Genomic DNA, 18,272 nt, shown 5'->3' with positions numbered 1-18,272 from the left:
TGCTGATGATAAAGTGAATATATCATCACGAGAGGGAGCATGAGCTTGGCTTGCTGGTGATAACGCTGAATGATCACCACCAAAAGGAGCATGAGCGCAGTTTGATGGTGAAATCGCGGATATATCGCCATCAAGGGGGCCCGTGCGCAATTTGCTGGTAGATAACAGCCCGTATTCTAACTTAATAAGTGTTCAGTTCAAAGTGCAGGTTTAGTCGGATTACTACTGAGCAAATAAGCAAAAAGGGGCTTCTAATTAACCCAAAACCCCCGCGCAAGTCCAACAGGATCCATGCATGTCATCGTCTCCGACATAATACACACGCCTTTGGCGCCTGTGGCCCTAACATCATTTACCCTATCCTTTGAAATACCGCCAATTGCAAATACCGGAACAGAAACAGCGTCACATATTTCTTTTAGAAAGGGGAGCCCTCTTGGGGGAACTCCCTTTTTGCAATCTGTTGAAAATATATGTCCGGCAACTAAGTAGGTGGCACCCAGCACACAAGCCTCTAGAGCCTCAGCTTTGGAGTGGACGGACGCGCCAACTTCAGAAAAGGGCTGTATTTCATCATGATAGTTTCTTAAATTCGCCATTGATAAATGTATATTTGCAATATCAAGTTTGGCTGCTACTGATATATTTTGATTAATGATTAATGGAACTTGCTGTGCTAAACAAATCTCTTTTACTTTTACAGCCAACTCTTCGTATTCGGCTAAGTTTAAGTCTTTTTCTCTTAACATAATTGCATGAGGTTTTCCTTTGGCTAGTTGATTCACTCGATGGAAAAAGTCCTCTTTACAAAGCTTGCGGTTTGTAACATAAATTAACATCCTTTATACCAACCTAAACCCTAATATAATCTGTATAAACAGGCTGTAATCCTTTGCTTACAATCATTTGATGAACTTCCTCGACAGTCCGTTCATCGGAAATTTCGAACTGTTCATCGCCTTTTTGTTCTTCATCATGACCGCCAACGCCAACGCTTACCCCAGCAGACATTTTTGTAGCAATCAATCCAATTACGTTATCACGAAATCCTGCTCGTTCCCTCGTAGAAATGGTAATGCCGGCATAAGGCATGAACAAACGGTAGGCAAGCATAACCTGCAACAGTTGTTTTTCATGGACATCCTTTGGATTATTGTCCGCATTGTTTTTAAAAGGGCGTAGACGCGGAACGGAGAAGCCGATTTCGGCATGCGGATATTTTTGCTGAATTAAAAAGGCATGTAAACCCGCAGCAAAGGCATCCTTGCGGAAATCATCCAGCCCTAACAGCGCTCCAAAAGAAACCCCACGCATTCCTCCCAATATGGCCCGTTCTTGGGCATGCAAACGATAAGGGAAGATTCGTTTTGAGCCCCATAAATGGACCTCTGCATATTTATCTGGATTATAGGTTTCTTGGTAGACAGAAACAAAATCCGCCCCACAATCGTGTAAATAGGCATATTCATCTGAATTTAATGGATAAATTTCAATACCTACGGTCTTAAAGTATTTTGTTGCCAGTTTGATTGTTTCACCAATATACTGAACGTCGGATTTATAACGAGACTCCCCGGTGAGTAGTAAAATTTCTTCCAATCCGGTTGCTGCAATTGCTTTAAGTTCATTTTCTGCATCCTCTTTAGAAAGGGTGGCCCGTTGAATTTTATTCGTCGCCTTAAAGCCACAATAAACACATTCATTTTCACAATAGTTAGCAATATATAGCGGTGTAAAAATGGAAACGGCATTTCCGAAATGCTTGCTAGTCTCTACTTTGGCTTTTCTTGCCATGGCTTCTAAATAAGGCAAGGCAACAGGAGATAGGATAGCCCCATAATCATCAATGGAAAGGTGGTCCTTATTTAAAGCCGCCTCAACATCCCGGCTTGTATACTGATTGTAATCAAATTTTTCAACAGCACCTAACACCTTTTCCATAATGTCAGACTCAATGACTTCCATACCTGGCATATATTGCATATGATTTACTTTTTTCATGATTAGTCCTCCAAAAATCCGGTCAAAGGACTAGATGCCTCTGCCTTGAAATCTAGTATGCGCCCTAAGCCGGCAAGATAAGCCGCGCGCCCTGACTCAATAGCGAGCTTGAATGCCTTCGCCATTAATGCCACATCACCAGCAGTAGCAACGGCAGTATTGCACATAATTGCGTCAACACCCATTTCCATCGCTTCACAAGCCTCTGAAGGGCGTCCGATACCAGCATCAACAATAATCGGTACGTTTATTTCATCCACCAATATTTGAATAAAATTCTTCGTGCTAAGACCTTTGTTGCTGCCGATTGGTGCGCCTAAAGGCATAACAGCGGCAGCACCAGCATTGACTAATGACCTTGCTGCATATAAATCAGGATACATATATGGCATAACAATAAATCCTTCTTTAGCAAGAATTTCCGTTGCTTTGATAGTCTCATAGTTATCAGGCAGTAAGTATTTTGAATCAGAAATGACCTCTAATTTGATAAAATCACCGCAGCCAAGCTCTCTTGCAAGGCGCGCAATTCTTACGGCTTCTTCGGCAGTTCTTGCCCCTGAAGTATTAGGTAACAAGGTAATATTCTTAGGAATATAATTCAAAATATTCTCTTCGCCGCCGGTATTTGCCCGTCGCAAAGCAAGTGTCACCATTTCAGCATCGCCATGCTCAATTACCGCTCGTATAATTTCTAAAGAAAATTTTCCTGAGCCTAAAATAAATCTGGATTGAAATTCATGTCCACCAATTGTTAATATATCGTTCATTTTCTAAAACCCTCTCCCATATAATCTTGCAATCCCGAATAAACATTTGCTGCGAGTATAATAGATCAACCCCCACCAACAAAGGTCACTACTTCAAGTGTATCCTCGTTTGTCAGCAGTACATCCTTATAAGTATCTTTAGAAACAATTTCGCCATTGTGTTCAACAACAATTAAGCCCATATCATAGTTTTTTGTTGATAAAAAATCAAACAAGCTCATACCATTTTCCAGCTCAATAATGCTCCCATTTACCTTCACATTTTCCACCCCTTTTAAAAAAATTCATAAAAAAAGCACAAAATGGCCCCAACACCCTTTCGGTGGTGCTCCCCATTTTGTGCTTGCTTTTTTTATTTGGTTGGTTACAATATACAAAATGTTCATAGAATTGTCAAGGATGCATTGATTTATATTTGACAAATATGGAATTTTAATATAATGATAAGCACAAAATATCTTGTACTACTTATATTGGAGAAATAATAGATGCCACTGAAACAAAAGTATATTGAACTTAACAATGTAAAAGTTTACTGTGAATATTCTCTTAATAATAAGCCGCCGCTCCTCCTCATCCATGGTGTCGCCGCGACAATTTATACATTTAATGAGCTGATTCCTTTATTGGAAGAGCATTTTTCTATTGTTGCAATTGATCTGCCTGGATTTGGAATGAGTGAGAAATCAAGATCCTTCGTATATTCGTTTAAAAATTACGCTGAAATTGTAGCAGGTTGTATTGAGCATTTTAAGTTGAAAAATGTAAATATTGTCGGTCACTCCATGGGTGGCCAAATTGCTTTATTCACCGCAAAATTATTTCCGGAAAAAGTAAATAAGTTGGTATTGTTAGCAAGTTCGGGTTATTTAAAGCGGGCTAACAAGGCCGTTATTTACTGTACTTACCTCCCATTTTTTAAATACTTTATTAAAAGGGAAGTTAATAAAAAAGAAGTAAAAGAGGTGTTAAAAAATGTATTTTACGATCACTCCCTCATTACGAAGGGGCATGTTGATGAATTTGGAAAACCGCTCAAGGAGGAGGGATTTTATATCTCACTGCTCCGATTACTCAGGCACCGTGAAGGGGATTTATCAAGTGAAGAATTAAAAACGATTTTGGCCCCAATATTATTGCTGTGGGGGGAAGATGATAAAGTCGTTTCAGTCCAAGTCGGGCATAGATTAGTAAAAGATTTGCCAAATGCCAAGCTCATAACATATGAAAAGACCGGCCATTTGATTTCAGAAGAGCGTCCAAATGAAGTGTTTCAACAGATTTTATCCTTTGTAAAATAGTCCTGTATAGGCTGCGGTGCAAAGATATATTTTTATGATAAAATTAATTTTAAGAAATAATAAAATATTCCGTTTAGTACCAGGGGGATCATCGTGAAGGGGCAATCGAAATTAATTGCGGCCATGCTTATTTTTGGGAGCATTGGCATATTTGTAAAAAGTATAAATTTATCTTCAAGTGAGATTGCACTGTTAAGAGGAACGATTGGGAGTTTATTTTTAATTTGTGTTAGTTTTTTAGTAAAACAAAAGCTTTCTCTAAAAGCAATAAAAGGGAATGGAATTCTATTAATTTTATCAGGGGCAGCAATTGGCTTTAACTGGATTTTTCTATTTGAAGCTTATCGGTATACTACCATTTCCAATGCAACAATAAGCTACTACTTTGCGCCGATTTTTGTCATGGTGCTTGCACCTTTGATTCTAAAAGAAAGATTAACATTGGGTAAGGTAAGCAGCATTATTGCGGCCATGCTAGGCTTATTTTTAGTTATGAGTAATGGAGATCACACGATAAATGAAGCCTATAATCACACCGTTGGAATTCTTTATGGGTTAGCGGCGGCTCTTTTATATGCAAGTGTAATTTTAATGAATAAATTTATCAAGGATCTATCCGGATTTGAAACGACGCTCATTCAGCTTATGATGGCGTCCATCGTGTTGGCACCTTATGTGTTCATGAAAGAAGGTGCCATCAATTTTACAGAACTGAGCTATCAGTCTATTATCTTCATTTTAATACTAGGTATTATTCATACAGGCTTTGCGTACTATTTATATTTTGGTGCCCTAAAAGAACTAAAAGGCCAAACAATTGCAGTTTTAAGCTATATTGATCCAATTTCTGCAGTGATCTTTGCAGCGATTTTTTTAAATGAAAGTATGGGTTTTATGCAAATCGTTGGTGGTGTGCTTGTTTTAGGTTCTACCTTTTTTGGTGGAAAAGGAGTGAAAAAACAGAAGCCAACGCGCCAGGGCTAAAATTCATCCGAAAAATAAAAAACCAGAGTTTATAATCCTCTGGTTTAAATAGTTCATATTTCACCTTTTTTCAGCATTACTTTGTGTATATGGAAAATATTCTGTATCTGAATATAAAATATGACCGACAATAAGATCGTTGACAATAAATGAAAAGAATTCGGTGATTTGGAGATCTCCATTTTGATAAGCATTTTTAAATTTAAATACTTTATTTAATAAGGTGCGATGAATGTCAGCATGTTTTTCATAATCTGGATATTGGACATCTATCAATATCTGCTCTTCATCATGAAAATGTTTGATAATATCGTCTAAAATAATATCCACTTGATGAAGAAGTTTGTCATATTCTGCATTGGATAGGGAGAAATAAATTAGAGCGTTTGCTTTTTCTACTAATTCACGGTGATCTTCGTCAATCTCTGGATTGCCACTTTCCCATTCCATCTTCCATTCGATTTTCATAGGTGTGCTTAGCAAACGATCTTGTTCCTCGGAACAATAAACACGATTTCTACCGCCTTCTTTAGCACGATACATAGCCTTATCTGTCCGTTTATACCAGCTATAGTACGATTCCGATGTCATTCTCTCGGCAACACCAAAACTTGCTGTTACATGTCCAACGATTGGAAATTTGTATTCCTCCATTGTTTTACGAATATTTTCAGAGGTACGATAAGCTTGCATTGCACAGCTCCCTGGCATGATAATCACAAATTCCTCGCCACCTAGTCTTACTAGAAAATCCGGATCACAGATGTGACTGTTTGCAATAAAGGCAGTCTGTTTTAATACTTCATCCCCAATTGGATGCCCCCAAATGTCATTGACACTCTTGAAATGGTCCAAATCTAAAATAATCATAGAGATAGGTTTCTGTTCACGGTCGGCGCGAGCCATTTCCTTTTCGATGCATTGATCCAAAAAATGACGATTATAGAGCCCTGTTAGTTCGTCCCTAATGGCAAGATCATTTAAGATTTTGTTCTTTTTTTCTAGCGCCTTCGTTAATTCCGTAAGTTGCTGATTATTATTATATAATTCAATCTGCAATTTACGTGTTTCCGTAATATCTCTTGCTGAAGAATATATATAATCCCCATTCGGTCTGGAATGCCATTCTATATACCGATATGCTCCATCTTTACCACGAACCCGATTAACAAAACTCGAAATCATTTTTTGTTCTTTCAGTTTTTTCATTGCCTCTATGCTGGCTGGTATATCCTCTGGATGAATAATAGAGTAAAAGTTTTTCCCTTCCAAATCCTCCATTTTGTAACCAAGGACTTGTTCAAATGCTTTATTCACTTTAAGGAAATTTCCATCAGTATCAGCGACACTAAGCATGTCAATGTTTACCCTTAAAAACCCTTCTATTTCGTGATCAAGCATGTATTCATTCGTCACTTCATGGTAGATACAGCCAATCGTTTCTTGGCCTAATGGAAATACTGTAATCCGTATCCATTTATGAATTTGTGTTAGATGCACATCAAAATTAGCAGGTATATGATTTAGGACAACATTTTGAACGAATTGCTTCCATTGATTTTCGCCTTCCCAACCTTCCGGGAATATTTGATAGTATGTCTTATTAATAATATCTGCACCGTGGAGGTCCATAAGTTTCTCAAAGGCACTATTCACTAAAAGATATTCATAGTCATTGGGCATTCCTTGATTATTAAATATAGCCTTATGACATGAATAGGCAATAGGGGAGTTCCTAAAAAACTCTATAAAATACTGTTCTTCCATTGATTTCACACCCAATCCGTACTTTCCCTTATTACTTTCATTATACCGAATTATTATTATAAGGAATGTGGGTTTTGTAGCGAATTTAGGAATTTCTGAATTAGAGTTTTATAATTAATGGCAAAATCGTAAACCAGATAAGATGTGAAACATTAATTATTAAATAAATGCCCGTTATTCCACTTACCATCATATTTGCTCGTTTAAGCTGCCCTTCTGAAGCGGATTGTATGCGGTAATATAGGTAGAGTAACAATAATGCCGGCATTACGACTTTTAACATAAAGCTTGCCGAAAAACTTTGAATGGCAGATGACATAAAAATGTTTGCTTCCGTAAAATAACCAGAAGAAAGAAGAATTTGTGTAAAAATTAAATCTGTAACGTTAAGTATATACAGCATTAACAATTTGCTTCTCAAGCAATCATGTGAATAGTTTTTTATAAAAATAAGCAAATGAAACACCTCCCAAACAATATTCTATCCAGTTGCGTGGTAAAAAATGACAGTTGGTCCGATTTTCCCGGTTTGATATGTGCCCTCACGGTTTAAAGTTCTGTACATAAAATGAAACAAAAATACATGTGCAAAGGGATGAATCTAATGGGGGATGAGGAAGTAGTAATATCTATATTTGGAAGTGCAGGCGGCGTTGCAAGGGCAGTATTGTCACTGCTCAACAAGTCAGCAACAGACCCGAATGACCCACTGCATCCTATAATCGGCAAAAGTAAGCTCCACTTATTTGATAAAAAGAAAAAGAATCTTCAATACTACGAAGAAATTTGCCCTGATTTATGTAATCGTATTAGCCTTTATCAGTGTGACTTTTTAGATTTACACCGAGTCCGCCATCATTTATACGCAACCCAAACAACATTATTAATAGACCTTTCTTGGGCAGATACCATTGATATGATCGCTATATGTAATGATTTAGGAATCTCCTATGTGAATACTGCGTTAGAAATCGTCGATGTGGACGACGATGAAAGTCTGGAGGGCTTTACTTTAATTGAGCGCTTTAGCAGATTTTCTTATGTCAAGGACACATTTACAAATATGAAGGGCATTACCTGTTCGGGTATGAATCCTGGGGTTGTGCAATGGATGGCCCATACTTTAATGACGCTGCACCCGAATGAAAAACCATTAGCATGCTATATTGTTGAAAGAGATACAACGTTTTTTAAAGATCCGACATTTGTCCAGCCAAAGACAATCTACTCTACGTGGTCACCAGAATGCTTCTTAGATGAAGCATTATTGAACTTTCCAATGTTTGTTAAGGAACAGGTCCCTGTTTTTCTGTATAATAACGTGTATGATAAAGAATTTAAGGTTACACTGGGGGATATCCAATTTTATGGGTGTTTAATGCCACATGAGGAAGTTCTAAGCTTAGGAACTTTATATAACATGGAAACAGGCTTTATCTATAAGGTAAATGATTACACAACACAAAGCATTATTGAAAACCTTGATGTAGCAGATGAGTTATGGAATTGGGATTTTAAAGTGTTAGATCCGAAAGAAGCTGAGCTTGAGGGACAGGATATGGTAGGGGTTCTCCTTGTGTACGAGGATAAAGAACGGTTTATATATAATGTGATGGATAATGACTCTACCAATAAAAGATTTGGAATAAACGGGACCTATCTACAAGTTGCCTGCGGAGTATATGCTGCAACTTGCACATTGTTACTGGAGACAATACCTTATGGTGTATTCTTTGTGGAAGAATTACTGAAAACAGTCCCTGATATCGATTACGGGAAATATGTCAAACAGTATATGCCTGATTTTGTGATAGGTGAAAATAAAAACTCAGATGGGCTTCTTCTGAATCGAATGAGAAATATTAATCCATAATACCAAAACCTTATTATCTTATGAAAAAATAAAGCAGGAATCGTAATGCTTCCCTGCTTTTTGTTTTTCCTTTATATTTAAACTAAAAAAGGGGTGAGGGAGCTTTGAAAACATTTAAAAAGGTTTATGTGGAAATCACGAGTGTTTGTAATCTGGCTTGTAGTTTTTGTCCGCCAACGAAACGAACAGCTAATTTTATTAAACTTGATGAATTTAATCATATTCTTGATCAGATTAAAGTACATACAAGTTATATTTATCTCCATGTTAAAGGGGAACCGCTTCTTCATCCGCATATTGATGAATTGCTGGATGCCAGTCATGCTAAAGGATTTAAGGTAAATATAACGACAAATGGGACGCTCATTCACAAGAATCGAGAAAAACTATTAGGGAAATCCGCACTTCGGCAGATGAACTTTTCTCTTCATAGCTTTGATGGACATGAGGGCTCAACAAATAGAGAAGAATATTTGGCTACTATTCTATCATTTGCACGAGAGGCGGCGAAGCAAGGCGTCATCATCTCGTTTCGGTTATGGAATTTACAACATGAAAACATAACGTCAGATGAAAAACGAAGAAATAGAGAAACCTTGGAAATGATTGAGAAGGAATTTAACCTCGATTATAGAATAGAGGAAAAAGTGGTGCCAGGTAGTGGAGTAAAGGTTGCCAATCGAATCTATCTTAACCAGGATTATGAATTCGAGTGGCCAAGTTTATTGGCACCAGAAGATGACGGTAAAGGATTTTGTCATGCCCTTCGCACGCAGGCAGCCGTTCTTGTTGACGGCACGGTCGTTCCTTGCTGTCTTGATGGAGAAGGTGTGATAAATTTAGGAAATATCTATCAAACGCCTTTTTCCGAAATAGTAGAAGGAGAAAGGGCGAATAATCTCTACGATGGTTTTTCTAGAAGAGAAGCAGTGGAGGAAATGTGCAGGAAATGCGGCTATAGAAAGAGATTTGGTGGAGGTCCTGTATGATTGAGAAAAAAATAACCGTTGAAAACTTAGTGGAGAAGTTTTCATTGAAAGTGTTGGCTGGTGAAGGCCAGCTTCAAAAAACAATCACACAGCCTAGAGTACATCGTCCGGGATTGGAATTTGTCGGCTATTTTGACTTTTTTCCAACAGAAAGAGTTCAGATATTAGGGAAAAAGGAAATTAACTACTTACATAAGTTGACTGAAGAGGAACGTAAAATCCGCATTGGGAATATTGTCAGCTACCACCCGCCATGTTTTATTGTGACGGCTGGCGAAGAAGGTCTAATGTATCTACAGCATCATTGTATCGAACAAGGAATTCCTTTATTATTGACGGACAAACCTGAAATCACCTCAGAATTTATTTTGAAAATAGATGCTTATATGGTAAAAGAGCTGGCACCGGAAATGACATTGCATGGGGTCTGTATGAATGTTTCGGGCATTGGCATCTTACTTCGTGGGAATTCAGGAGTAGGAAAGAGCGAAACGGCACACACGTTAATTGGTCGCGGGCATCGACTTGTGGCTGATGATATTGTTGTATTAAAAAAGCTAAGTTCACAAACACTTCTTGGTACACACGACAAGAAGACAAAGGAATTTTTAGCTCTGCGTAGCATTGGTTTGTTGAATGTGGTCCGCATGTATGGCCGAAAAGCCTTCCAAGATGAAACAAGAATTACCCTTGATATTCACTTGACGAAGTGGCAGAAGGACGCCTTGAATAACGAATTGGAACGAGAGCCGGAGTATATAGAGTATTTAGGTATTAAAATTCCTTCAATCGAGATTCAGCTCCAGCCCGGGCGTGATGTCGCAGGTCTGATTGAAGCGGCTGCAAATAACTGGTATTTAAGGCAACAGGGATATAGTGCAGCTGAGGAGTTTTATAGTAGGCTGGAGGATAAAGAAACCCCATATGACAGGAGGTTATGAGTATGTCAGAAAAGAAAATTCTTGGCATTCAAAAGTTAGGTTTTCAATGGCAGGCGGAGGACCCGTTTCTTGTAACGATGTACCATAAGGACGATTATCCGGAGGGAAATGACGAACAGGGGCCGAATGTATCGTTGGCTGGCCGCAATCTTGGTGAAGATTTTACGTTGCGTGATGGTTTTCGAATGTATCATGGGACAACTGTACCGGGATTTCCAGCGCATCCGCATCGCGGATTTGAAACAGTGACTGTCGTTCTAAAAGGATTTGTTGACCATTTTGATTCAAAAGGCTCTTCAGGCCGTTACGGTGATGGGGATGTACAATGGCTTACAACTGGCGGAGGCTGTCAGCACACAGAGATGTTTCCTCTTGTATATAAAGATAAACCAAACCCACTGGAGCTTTTTCAAATTTGGCTTAATCTCCCGGCGAAGAGTAAAAGGGCGGAGCCTGACTATAAAATGCTTTGGACTGAAGATATTCCTGTAGTTGAATCAGTAAATGCCGATGGGAAGAAAACTACGATACGATTAATAGCAGGCAGTGCTCAAGGAGTGGATAGTTTGGAGCCAAACGATGCCTCTTGGGCAAAAGATAGAAATCATCATGTAGGCATTATCCATGTTCATATGGAGTCTGAGGCAACCTTTGTATTGCCGGCTGTATCAAAAACTTTAAATCGGAATCTGTATTATTACAATGGAGCTTCAGTTTCCATAGAAGGGGAAACGATTTTGTCTTCCCATCGGGTAAAACTAGCGGGCAATCAGGAAATTATTATTAAGAACGGGGCAAAAGGCAGCAATTTCTTACTACTTGAGGGGGAACCGATAGGAGAACCGGTCGTGCAATATGGACCTTTTGTAATGACATCTGAACAAGAAATACGGGATACATTTAGAGAATACCAAAAAACTCAATTTGGCGGCTGGCAATGGGGTAGATTAGATCCTGTACATGAACGGAATGCTGGAAGGTTTGCGCGATATGCGGATGGCATAATTGAGAAGAGAGATAAATGACGGGCTTAAGTTTTAAACTTAAGTCTATTTTTTGTCTGAGTTGGGAATAATCTATTATTATGTGATGGATTTGCTAGAATAGGTTATTCTTTTTGATAGAATTAATTATGGAAAATTATAGTAAATTAAAATAAGATGATGTAAAGAGCCTTAAAATTTGATTATTTTAATCTTATTTTTTAATATTATATTATAATACCTCTTACATGGAGATATTTGCTTCTTTTTAATAATTATTATAATAAAAGAAGTTTGCTATAAAATGATGAAAGATTTATTAGAATACCTGCTGTCTTTCTCATTTTAAATAAAAATTTAGGAGGAAAAAAGGATGGGGAAATTAGAAGGAACTAAAACATCAGAGAACTTAAAAGCAGCATTTGCAGGGGAGTCACAAGCAAACCGCCGCTACCTTTACTTTGCTGAAAGAGCAGATTTAGAAGGTGCTGAAGAGGTTGCAAGCTTATTCCGCAATATTGCTAACGGTGAAACAAAACACGCTTTTGGACATTTTGATCAATTACGTGAAAATGGCGAAGGTGACCCAGCAACAGGTCTTCCAGTAGGAACTGTTAAAGAAATGCTTGCATCAGCAATTGCAGGGGAAACATATGAGTATACTGAAATGTATCCAGGCTTTGCAGCTACTGCCCGCGAAGAAGGACTTGAAAAAATTGGCGAGTGGATGGAAGTAATGGCAAAGGCTGAGCGTGTACATGCTCAACGTTTCCAAAAGCTACTTGACTCTTTAGAAGACTAATTTAAGTAAAGGCGAACTCAGAAAGCACAGGAGCCGGATTGCTAGTCGGGCTCCTAATGAGCCAGCCTTTGATTTTAAAGTCCCTATCAAAAATAGAAGAGGTGGATTAATAATGACGATGACCATAACTAGACAAGATATCATCCCTTTACATACTTACCGTCAAGGTAGAGAAGATTACCTACAAAAAATGATTCCCTATAAAAAAGCACGTCGTGTCCGCTTAGATGACTATATTACATTATTGTTTGAAAACAAAAACACCGTTTTATTTCAAATTTTAGAGTTAATGCATTGTGAAGACTTAGAAGACCAAGCAGAAATTGATGAATATATTGAGATTTATTCCGGAATGCTTCCAAATGAAAATGAACTATCAGCAACCCTTTTCATTGAATTGGATGATCAATTGAAGCTGCAGGATTTTTTAAAGAAGCTAAAGGGTATTGAGCATCATCTATCACTTGTAGTCGGTGATGAAACAATTCCAGCTGTTTTTGAAGAAGTACATGATGATCGTGAGTTTACTACCAGTGTTCATTATTTAAAATTCCCATTGACTGAAACTGCAAAACAATATCTATTAAACGAATCCTCTGAATCGTTAAACGTTACATTAAATCTTAATCATCCTCAATTAACAACAACAGCGACATTGTCTCAAGAATGTTTGAAAAGCTTACAAAAAGATTTATCATAAGCAAGAAGCAAGGGTCGAACTCTTGCTTTTTTTCTGTCCAATGTATTATAAAAATAATGGAAGGGGGATTTTGAATGTACAGCTTTAAAAACGATTATAGTGAAGGCGCGCATCCAAGAATATTGAATGCGTTACTTGAATCCAACCTAGTGCAGGAGGTAGGGTACGGGAATGACCGCTACTCACAAAAGGCAAAAGAGGTAATAAAGCAATGTCTCGAGCGGGCTGATGTGGATATTCATTTCTTAACAGGTGGGACCCAAACAAATCTTACAGCATTATCAGCTTTTCTAAGACCGCATGAAGCTGTTATTGCAGCAAGTATGGGGCATATCAATACACATGAAACAGGTGCGATTGAAGCAACCGGACATAAAATTATCCCGGTAAATGTTGCAGATGGTAAACTAACTCCCACACATTTACAAGAAGTTCTTGACTATCATACAGATGAACATATGGTGAAGCCTAAGCTTGTTTATATATCAAACTCTACAGAAATAGGCACCATTTATAATAAGGGTGAGCTGGAGCAAATACATCATTTTTGCAAGGAGCATAATTTAATTTTGTATATGGATGGTGCAAGACTAGGGTCAGCCCTTTGTTCTGAAGAAAGTGACCTGAAATTAAGTGATCTTCCTGGTCTGGTGGATGCCTTTTATATCGGGGGAACAAAAAATGGCGCACTTCTAGGTGAAGCTTTGGTCATTTGTCGTGATTCTCTTAAAGAAGACTTTCGTTTTCATATGAAGCAAAAAGGGGCGATCCTTGCAAAAGGAAGACTATTGGGTATACAGTTTCTTGAACTTTTCCGGGACAATTTGTTTTTTGAACTCGCCACCCATGCCAATAAAATGGCAAATATATTAAAAGAAGAAATCGGGAAGGCTGGATTTGCGTTTTTAGCAAATTCCCCAACGAATCAGACTTTCCCAATTATGCCTAACTCATTAATTGCAAAACTTCGAGACAAGTATGCATTTGAAATTTGGGAAAAAGTTGACTCAGACAGCACTGCCATTCGCCTTGTTACCTCATGGGCAACAAAGGAGGAAGAAGTGGTGGCTTTTATTGAGGATTTGCGAAAAATTAACGATAAAACTATTTTTTCATAAAGGATGACAAAAAGCATGGTGATTCACGCAAAATTACCATGCTTTTTTCCTTTGTTTAGAAAGTTCAGAAAGAGTTAAATATTAGTCACATCCTACTAGGTGGGGTATACTGTATACTTGAGATTAAGACGGGAGATGATTACATATGGCTCGAAGCATTAATCTAACAGAAGCTCCCATTGCATCTACTTTATTCAAATTGACATGGCCCATTATCGCCACTAATTTTATACAAACCATTTATGGACTTGTGGACATGATATGGGTTGGAAGGCTAGGTAGCGGTGCCGTAGCTGCAATTGGTACGGCTAGTTTTTTTGTGAACTTAGCGGCTGCCCTTTTTGCAATGATTTCGATTGGAAGTGGTGTAAAGGTTGCCCATAGTGTGGGGGCAAGTAACGAGGAACAAGCCAAAGAGTATATTCATAATGGCTTTTTAATGTCACTGTTTCTTGGCCTTGGATATATAATCTTAATCTTCTTGATGAAAGATGATTTGATTGGCTTTTTTGAACTCGGTAAACCTTCTATCGAAAAAATGGCCTCACAGTATTTGGTCATTTCGATGATTGGGACTATTTTTAACTTCTTTACTATTTTATTTGGCATCATTTTAAATTCACTAGGTAATAGCAAGAAGCCACTTCAAATCAATATGGTTGGATTCTTTATCAATCTAGTTCTTGATCCGATATTTATCTTTGGAGTAGGTAGCATTCCGGGTTTAGGTGTATTAGGGGCGGCACTGGCAACGCTATTAGCGAATATGATTGTAACGATTTTATTTTTTATAAATATGAGGAATGTCCCGTTATTTTCAAAGCCATATTCCATTAATATTCCAGAAATGAAAACAGTTCTTACATTGGGTCTGCCAATCTCAATCCAAAGGATTTCTTTTACGGTGATTTCAATTATTATGGCAAAGATTATTGTTCAATGGGGTGCAGAAGCGATTGCTGTTCAAAAAGTTGGGATACAAATTGAATCAATTTCCTATATGACAGTCGCCGGCCTTCAAGGAGCGATTGCTGCTTTTATTGGACAAAACTATGGTGCAAGGAAATGGAACCGAATCTATAACGGCTATCGAATGGCACTTCTGTTAACAACGGTATTCGGAATTTTTACTTCAGGTTTGTTTATTGTTTTTCCTGAACCAATCTTTGCATTATTTCTAAATGATTCAACTAGCTTGAATCTAGGTGTTCATTACTTACAAATTATCGGCTTTTCACAGCTGTTCATGTGTTTAGAAATTATGACAGTAGGTGCATTTAATGGAATCGGCAAAACCCATATTCCTCCAGTATTTAGTATCGTGCTAACCGTACTAAGAATACCACTTGCACTGTTGTTATCCCGCTTTTTTGGATTAAATGGTGTGTGGATGGCGATTGCTGGTACAAGTGTTTTAAAAGGGATCATACTTGTCGGTTGGTTTATGTGGTCCCTTCGGAAAATGAATAGGCATCCTACCATTTCAGATTGTTCCACCATTTAAGGGGCGGCTTGTGAGTGCAAAGCGATCAAAGTTGAAGGCGGGAAATAAAGATGAATTTATTAGATGAGAATTTAATTAATAAATTAATGGAACGAAATTTAAATGAAGCGGTTTTTCAAGGGAAATTTGGATTGGAAAAAGAGAATGTTAGGGTGGACCAAGAGGGAAAACTTGCACTTACACCACATCCAAAGGCTTTTGGAAGTAAAAAAACAAACCCCTATATTAAAACGGACTTTTCTGAGAGTCAAATTGAGATGATCACCCCGGCTTTTGATACGATTGAAGAGACCTATAATTTTTTGGAGACACTTCATGATATTGTAACGCTTGAGCTTGAACTACAAAATGAATTTTTGTGGCCTAGCAGCAACCCGCCTATTTTGCCATCTGAAGATGAAATTCCAATTGCTGATATGGAGGACGATAAAGAAAACGAGTACCGTTTGAACCTAGCACAAAAATACGGCCGTAAGAAGCAGTTGGTAAGCGGAATTCATTTTAATTTTTCTTTCTCAGAGTTATTTTTACGAACATTATATGATGGGGAGAAAAGCTTTCGCGATTTTAAAGATGAAGTTTATTTGAAAGTGGCCCGAAATTTCTTGAAATACCGATGGCTATTAATTTATTTGACAGGGGTAAGCCCGATTTTTCACCAAACCTATGCTGAGAAATGTGTGCAAATAGGAAAACATTTTGATGATGAAAGCTACTACTTTCCGCATATGAATTCGCTGCGTAATAGTCAATGCGGCTATCGAAACCAAAAACCGATTTATGTTTCCTTCCATTCGATTGAAGAATATGTTCAAGACATAGAGAATTTGGTTCGTTCGCAGCAGTTATTAAGTGCAAAAGAATTTTACAGTGCAGTAAGGTTGAAAGTAGCCGGGGAGAAAGATCAGCTCCAAGGTTTGCTTGAACATGGCATTGCATATTTGGAATTGCGAACAACCGACCTTAACCCATTTTATAAAATAGGTATTAGCAAAGACACGATGTCATTTATTCATTTATTTCTTATATATATGCTCCTCATCAAGGACGAGCCTTTTGGTGAAGAAGAACAAAGGGTAGCTCAATTAAATCAAGATGCGTTAACGATGGATGGAATCACGACCAAACTTCAATTAGAGGATAACCGTAATGTTTCGATGCAAGAGACAGGTCTTCAGGTAGTTGAAAACATGAAAGATCTGATTCAACTACTTGCACCAAGCCACCTTGACGAATATATAAGCCTGCTTGAACATACAAAAGGGATATTATTAGATCCGGCTCTTAGCTTTGCAGAGCGCTTAAAAATGGAAATTCAAAATTTTTCTTTTTTAACCTATCATTTGGATAAAGCCCGTGAGTATGCAGTGGAAAGTACAAATACCGGGTATAAATTTACAGGTTATGAAGACTTGGAGCTGTCGACACAGCTATTATTAAAGGCGGCCATGAAAAGAGGCATTCAATTTGAGCTCATAGACCGGGAAGATAATTTTATCTTATTAAAAAAAGACGGCCATCAGGAATACGTGAAGCAAGCCACGAAAACCTCACTGGATTCTTATGTCACTGTTTTGATCATGGAAAATAAAATCGTGACAAAGAAGGTGCTTAAGGAGCATGGTATTCGTGTCCCTGATGGAAATGTCTATCACAACGTGGCTGAGGCGATGACGGATTTTTATATCCACCACGGAACCCCTATTGTGATTAAGCCAAAGTCAACGAACTTCGGGCTTGGGATTACTATTTTTACAAGTGATTATACAAAAGAAGATTATCAAAAGGCATTTGAAATGGCCTTTGAACACGATAAAACTGTTCTTCTGGAAGAGTTTATTACAGGGAAAGAATACCGCTTTCTTGTTATGGGTGATGAGGTGGTGGGCGTCCTGCATCGAGTGCCGGCCAATGTAGTCGGTGATGGTATTCACTCGATTAAACAGCTGATTTCTGAAAAAAATAAAGACCCATTACGCGGGTCTGGCTATAAAACACCACTTGAATTCATTCAATTAGGTGAAGTTGAAAAAATGTTTTTGAAAAATCAAGGAAAGTGTGAAAATGATATTCCAAAGTTTGGTGAAACGGTTTATTTAAGGGAGAACTCCAATATAAGTACAGGAGGGGACAGTATCGATTTTACAGACGAGATACCGGATTCTTATAAACAAATTGCAATCCGTTCAGCTAAAGCGGCAGGTGCAGTCTTTTGTGGTGTTGATATGGTCATTGATGATAGCCGAAAAGAGGCTGGGGTAATGAATTACGGTATTATTGAAATTAATTTTAATCCAGCCATCCATATCCATTGTTATCCGTATAAGGGGAAGAACCGTAAGGCAGATGATAAAATACTTGATTTATTGTTTGGATCCATTTAACTAAAGCAAGGGGGCTCTGCAAGCTCTCTTGCTTCTTTTTTTATTTATGAAAAAAATGGTGGCAATTCCATTTAACCTGTTATATAATTAAAATCAATAAAACAAATTGTTATATAACAACAAGGAATTAAATATAACTTAAAAAAAGAAAAGGG

General features: G+C 37.9%; 17 protein-coding genes. 11 read left to right on the top strand and 6 right to left on the bottom strand.

Annotated features, from left to right (window positions below; genetic code table 11):
- Positions 1–251: 251 nt before the first annotated feature.
- The 4 genes from ACNQFZ_RS08345 to thiS form a co-directional block, all read right to left on the bottom strand.
- On the bottom strand, positions 252–839 hold the full coding sequence (locus ACNQFZ_RS08345; protein WP_458414816.1) for a thiamine phosphate synthase: 588 nt from the start codon (positions 837–839) through the stop codon (positions 252–254).
- A gap of 13 nt (positions 840–852) precedes the next feature.
- Complete coding sequence (gene thiH / locus ACNQFZ_RS08340; RefSeq protein ID WP_458414815.1) at positions 853–2,001, bottom strand: 2-iminoacetate synthase ThiH; 1,149 nt, start codon at positions 1,999–2,001, stop codon at positions 853–855.
- Positions 2,002–2,003: 2 nt separating this feature from the next.
- Positions 2,004–2,771, bottom strand: a complete 768-nt coding sequence (locus ACNQFZ_RS08335) for a thiazole synthase (protein ID WP_458414814.1) — start codon at positions 2,769–2,771, stop codon at positions 2,004–2,006.
- A 65-nt stretch (positions 2,772–2,836) separates the two neighbouring features.
- Complete coding sequence (gene thiS / locus ACNQFZ_RS08330) at positions 2,837–3,031, bottom strand: sulfur carrier protein ThiS (protein ID WP_458414813.1); 195 nt, start codon at positions 3,029–3,031, stop codon at positions 2,837–2,839.
- Between the two features lie 228 nt (positions 3,032–3,259).
- Here thiS and ACNQFZ_RS08325 point away from each other — a divergent pair, with 228 nt between their 5' ends.
- Both ACNQFZ_RS08325 and ACNQFZ_RS08320 read left to right on the top strand, forming a co-directional pair.
- On the top strand, positions 3,260–4,072 hold the full coding sequence (locus ACNQFZ_RS08325) for an alpha/beta fold hydrolase (RefSeq protein WP_458414812.1): 813 nt from the start codon (positions 3,260–3,262) through the stop codon (positions 4,070–4,072).
- A gap of 93 nt (positions 4,073–4,165) precedes the next feature.
- Positions 4,166–5,056, top strand: coding sequence for a DMT family transporter (locus tag ACNQFZ_RS08320; RefSeq protein ID WP_458414811.1), 891 nt, complete (start codon positions 4,166–4,168; stop codon positions 5,054–5,056).
- A gap of 60 nt (positions 5,057–5,116) precedes the next feature.
- Here ACNQFZ_RS08320 and ACNQFZ_RS08315 read toward each other — a convergent pair whose 3' ends face one another.
- Positions 5,117–6,823: a diguanylate cyclase gene (locus ACNQFZ_RS08315; protein WP_458414810.1), complete on the bottom strand. Its 1,707-nt coding sequence runs from the start codon at positions 6,821–6,823 to the stop codon at positions 5,117–5,119.
- 100 nt (positions 6,824–6,923) lie between these two features.
- Positions 6,924–7,280: a DUF5658 family protein gene (locus ACNQFZ_RS08310; protein ID WP_458414809.1), complete on the bottom strand. Its 357-nt coding sequence runs from the start codon at positions 7,278–7,280 to the stop codon at positions 6,924–6,926.
- Positions 7,281–7,427: 147 nt separating this feature from the next.
- On the opposite strand from ACNQFZ_RS08310, the gene ACNQFZ_RS08305 reads away from it, so the two are divergent.
- The 9 genes from ACNQFZ_RS08305 to gshAB all read left to right on the top strand — a co-directional run bounded on the left by ACNQFZ_RS08305 (position 7,428) and on the right by gshAB (position 18,117).
- The gene (locus ACNQFZ_RS08305) at positions 7,428–8,696 is read left to right on the top strand and encodes an S-adenosylmethionine decarboxylase related protein (protein ID WP_458414808.1); all 1,269 of its coding nucleotides are present in this window, start codon (positions 7,428–7,430) and stop codon (positions 8,694–8,696) included.
- A gap of 104 nt (positions 8,697–8,800) precedes the next feature.
- Positions 8,801–9,685 carry a radical SAM/SPASM domain-containing protein gene (locus ACNQFZ_RS08300; protein WP_458414807.1) on the top strand — a complete coding sequence of 295 codons (885 nt, stop codon included), beginning with the start codon at positions 8,801–8,803 and terminating at the stop codon, positions 9,683–9,685.
- Positions 9,682–10,626, top strand: a complete 945-nt coding sequence (hprK, locus tag ACNQFZ_RS08295; protein ID WP_458414806.1) for an HPr(Ser) kinase/phosphatase — start codon at positions 9,682–9,684, stop codon at positions 10,624–10,626. Before ACNQFZ_RS08300 ends, hprK begins: the two co-directional genes overlap by 4 nt.
- Before the next feature lie 2 nt (positions 10,627–10,628).
- Positions 10,629–11,651, top strand: a complete 1,023-nt coding sequence (locus ACNQFZ_RS08290) for a pirin family protein (RefSeq protein ID WP_458414805.1) — start codon at positions 10,629–10,631, stop codon at positions 11,649–11,651.
- Between the two features lie 331 nt (positions 11,652–11,982).
- Complete coding sequence (locus ACNQFZ_RS08285; RefSeq protein ID WP_458414804.1) at positions 11,983–12,411, top strand: rubrerythrin family protein; 429 nt, start codon at positions 11,983–11,985, stop codon at positions 12,409–12,411.
- A 112-nt stretch (positions 12,412–12,523) separates the two neighbouring features.
- Entirely contained in the window at positions 12,524–13,111 is a 588-nt protein-coding gene (locus ACNQFZ_RS08280) for a DUF3501 family protein (RefSeq protein WP_458414803.1), read from the top strand.
- Between the two features lie 74 nt (positions 13,112–13,185).
- Positions 13,186–14,229 carry a threonine aldolase family protein gene (locus ACNQFZ_RS08275; protein WP_458414802.1) on the top strand — a complete coding sequence of 348 codons (1,044 nt, stop codon included), beginning with the start codon at positions 13,186–13,188 and terminating at the stop codon, positions 14,227–14,229.
- A gap of 145 nt (positions 14,230–14,374) precedes the next feature.
- Positions 14,375–15,733 (top strand): MATE family efflux transporter, encoded by a 1,359-nt coding sequence (locus tag ACNQFZ_RS08270; RefSeq protein WP_458414801.1) that lies wholly within the window; start codon positions 14,375–14,377, stop codon positions 15,731–15,733.
- A 50-nt stretch (positions 15,734–15,783) separates the two neighbouring features.
- Positions 15,784–18,117 (top strand): bifunctional glutamate--cysteine ligase GshA/glutathione synthetase GshB, encoded by a 2,334-nt coding sequence (gshAB, locus tag ACNQFZ_RS08265; RefSeq protein ID WP_458414800.1) that lies wholly within the window; start codon positions 15,784–15,786, stop codon positions 18,115–18,117.
- Positions 18,118–18,272: the final 155 nt, after the last annotated feature.

The sequence above is a fragment of the Schinkia acidoalkalinis genome, from assembly GCF_054301215.1.
This window is presented reverse-complemented; position numbering and strand designations above follow the sequence as displayed.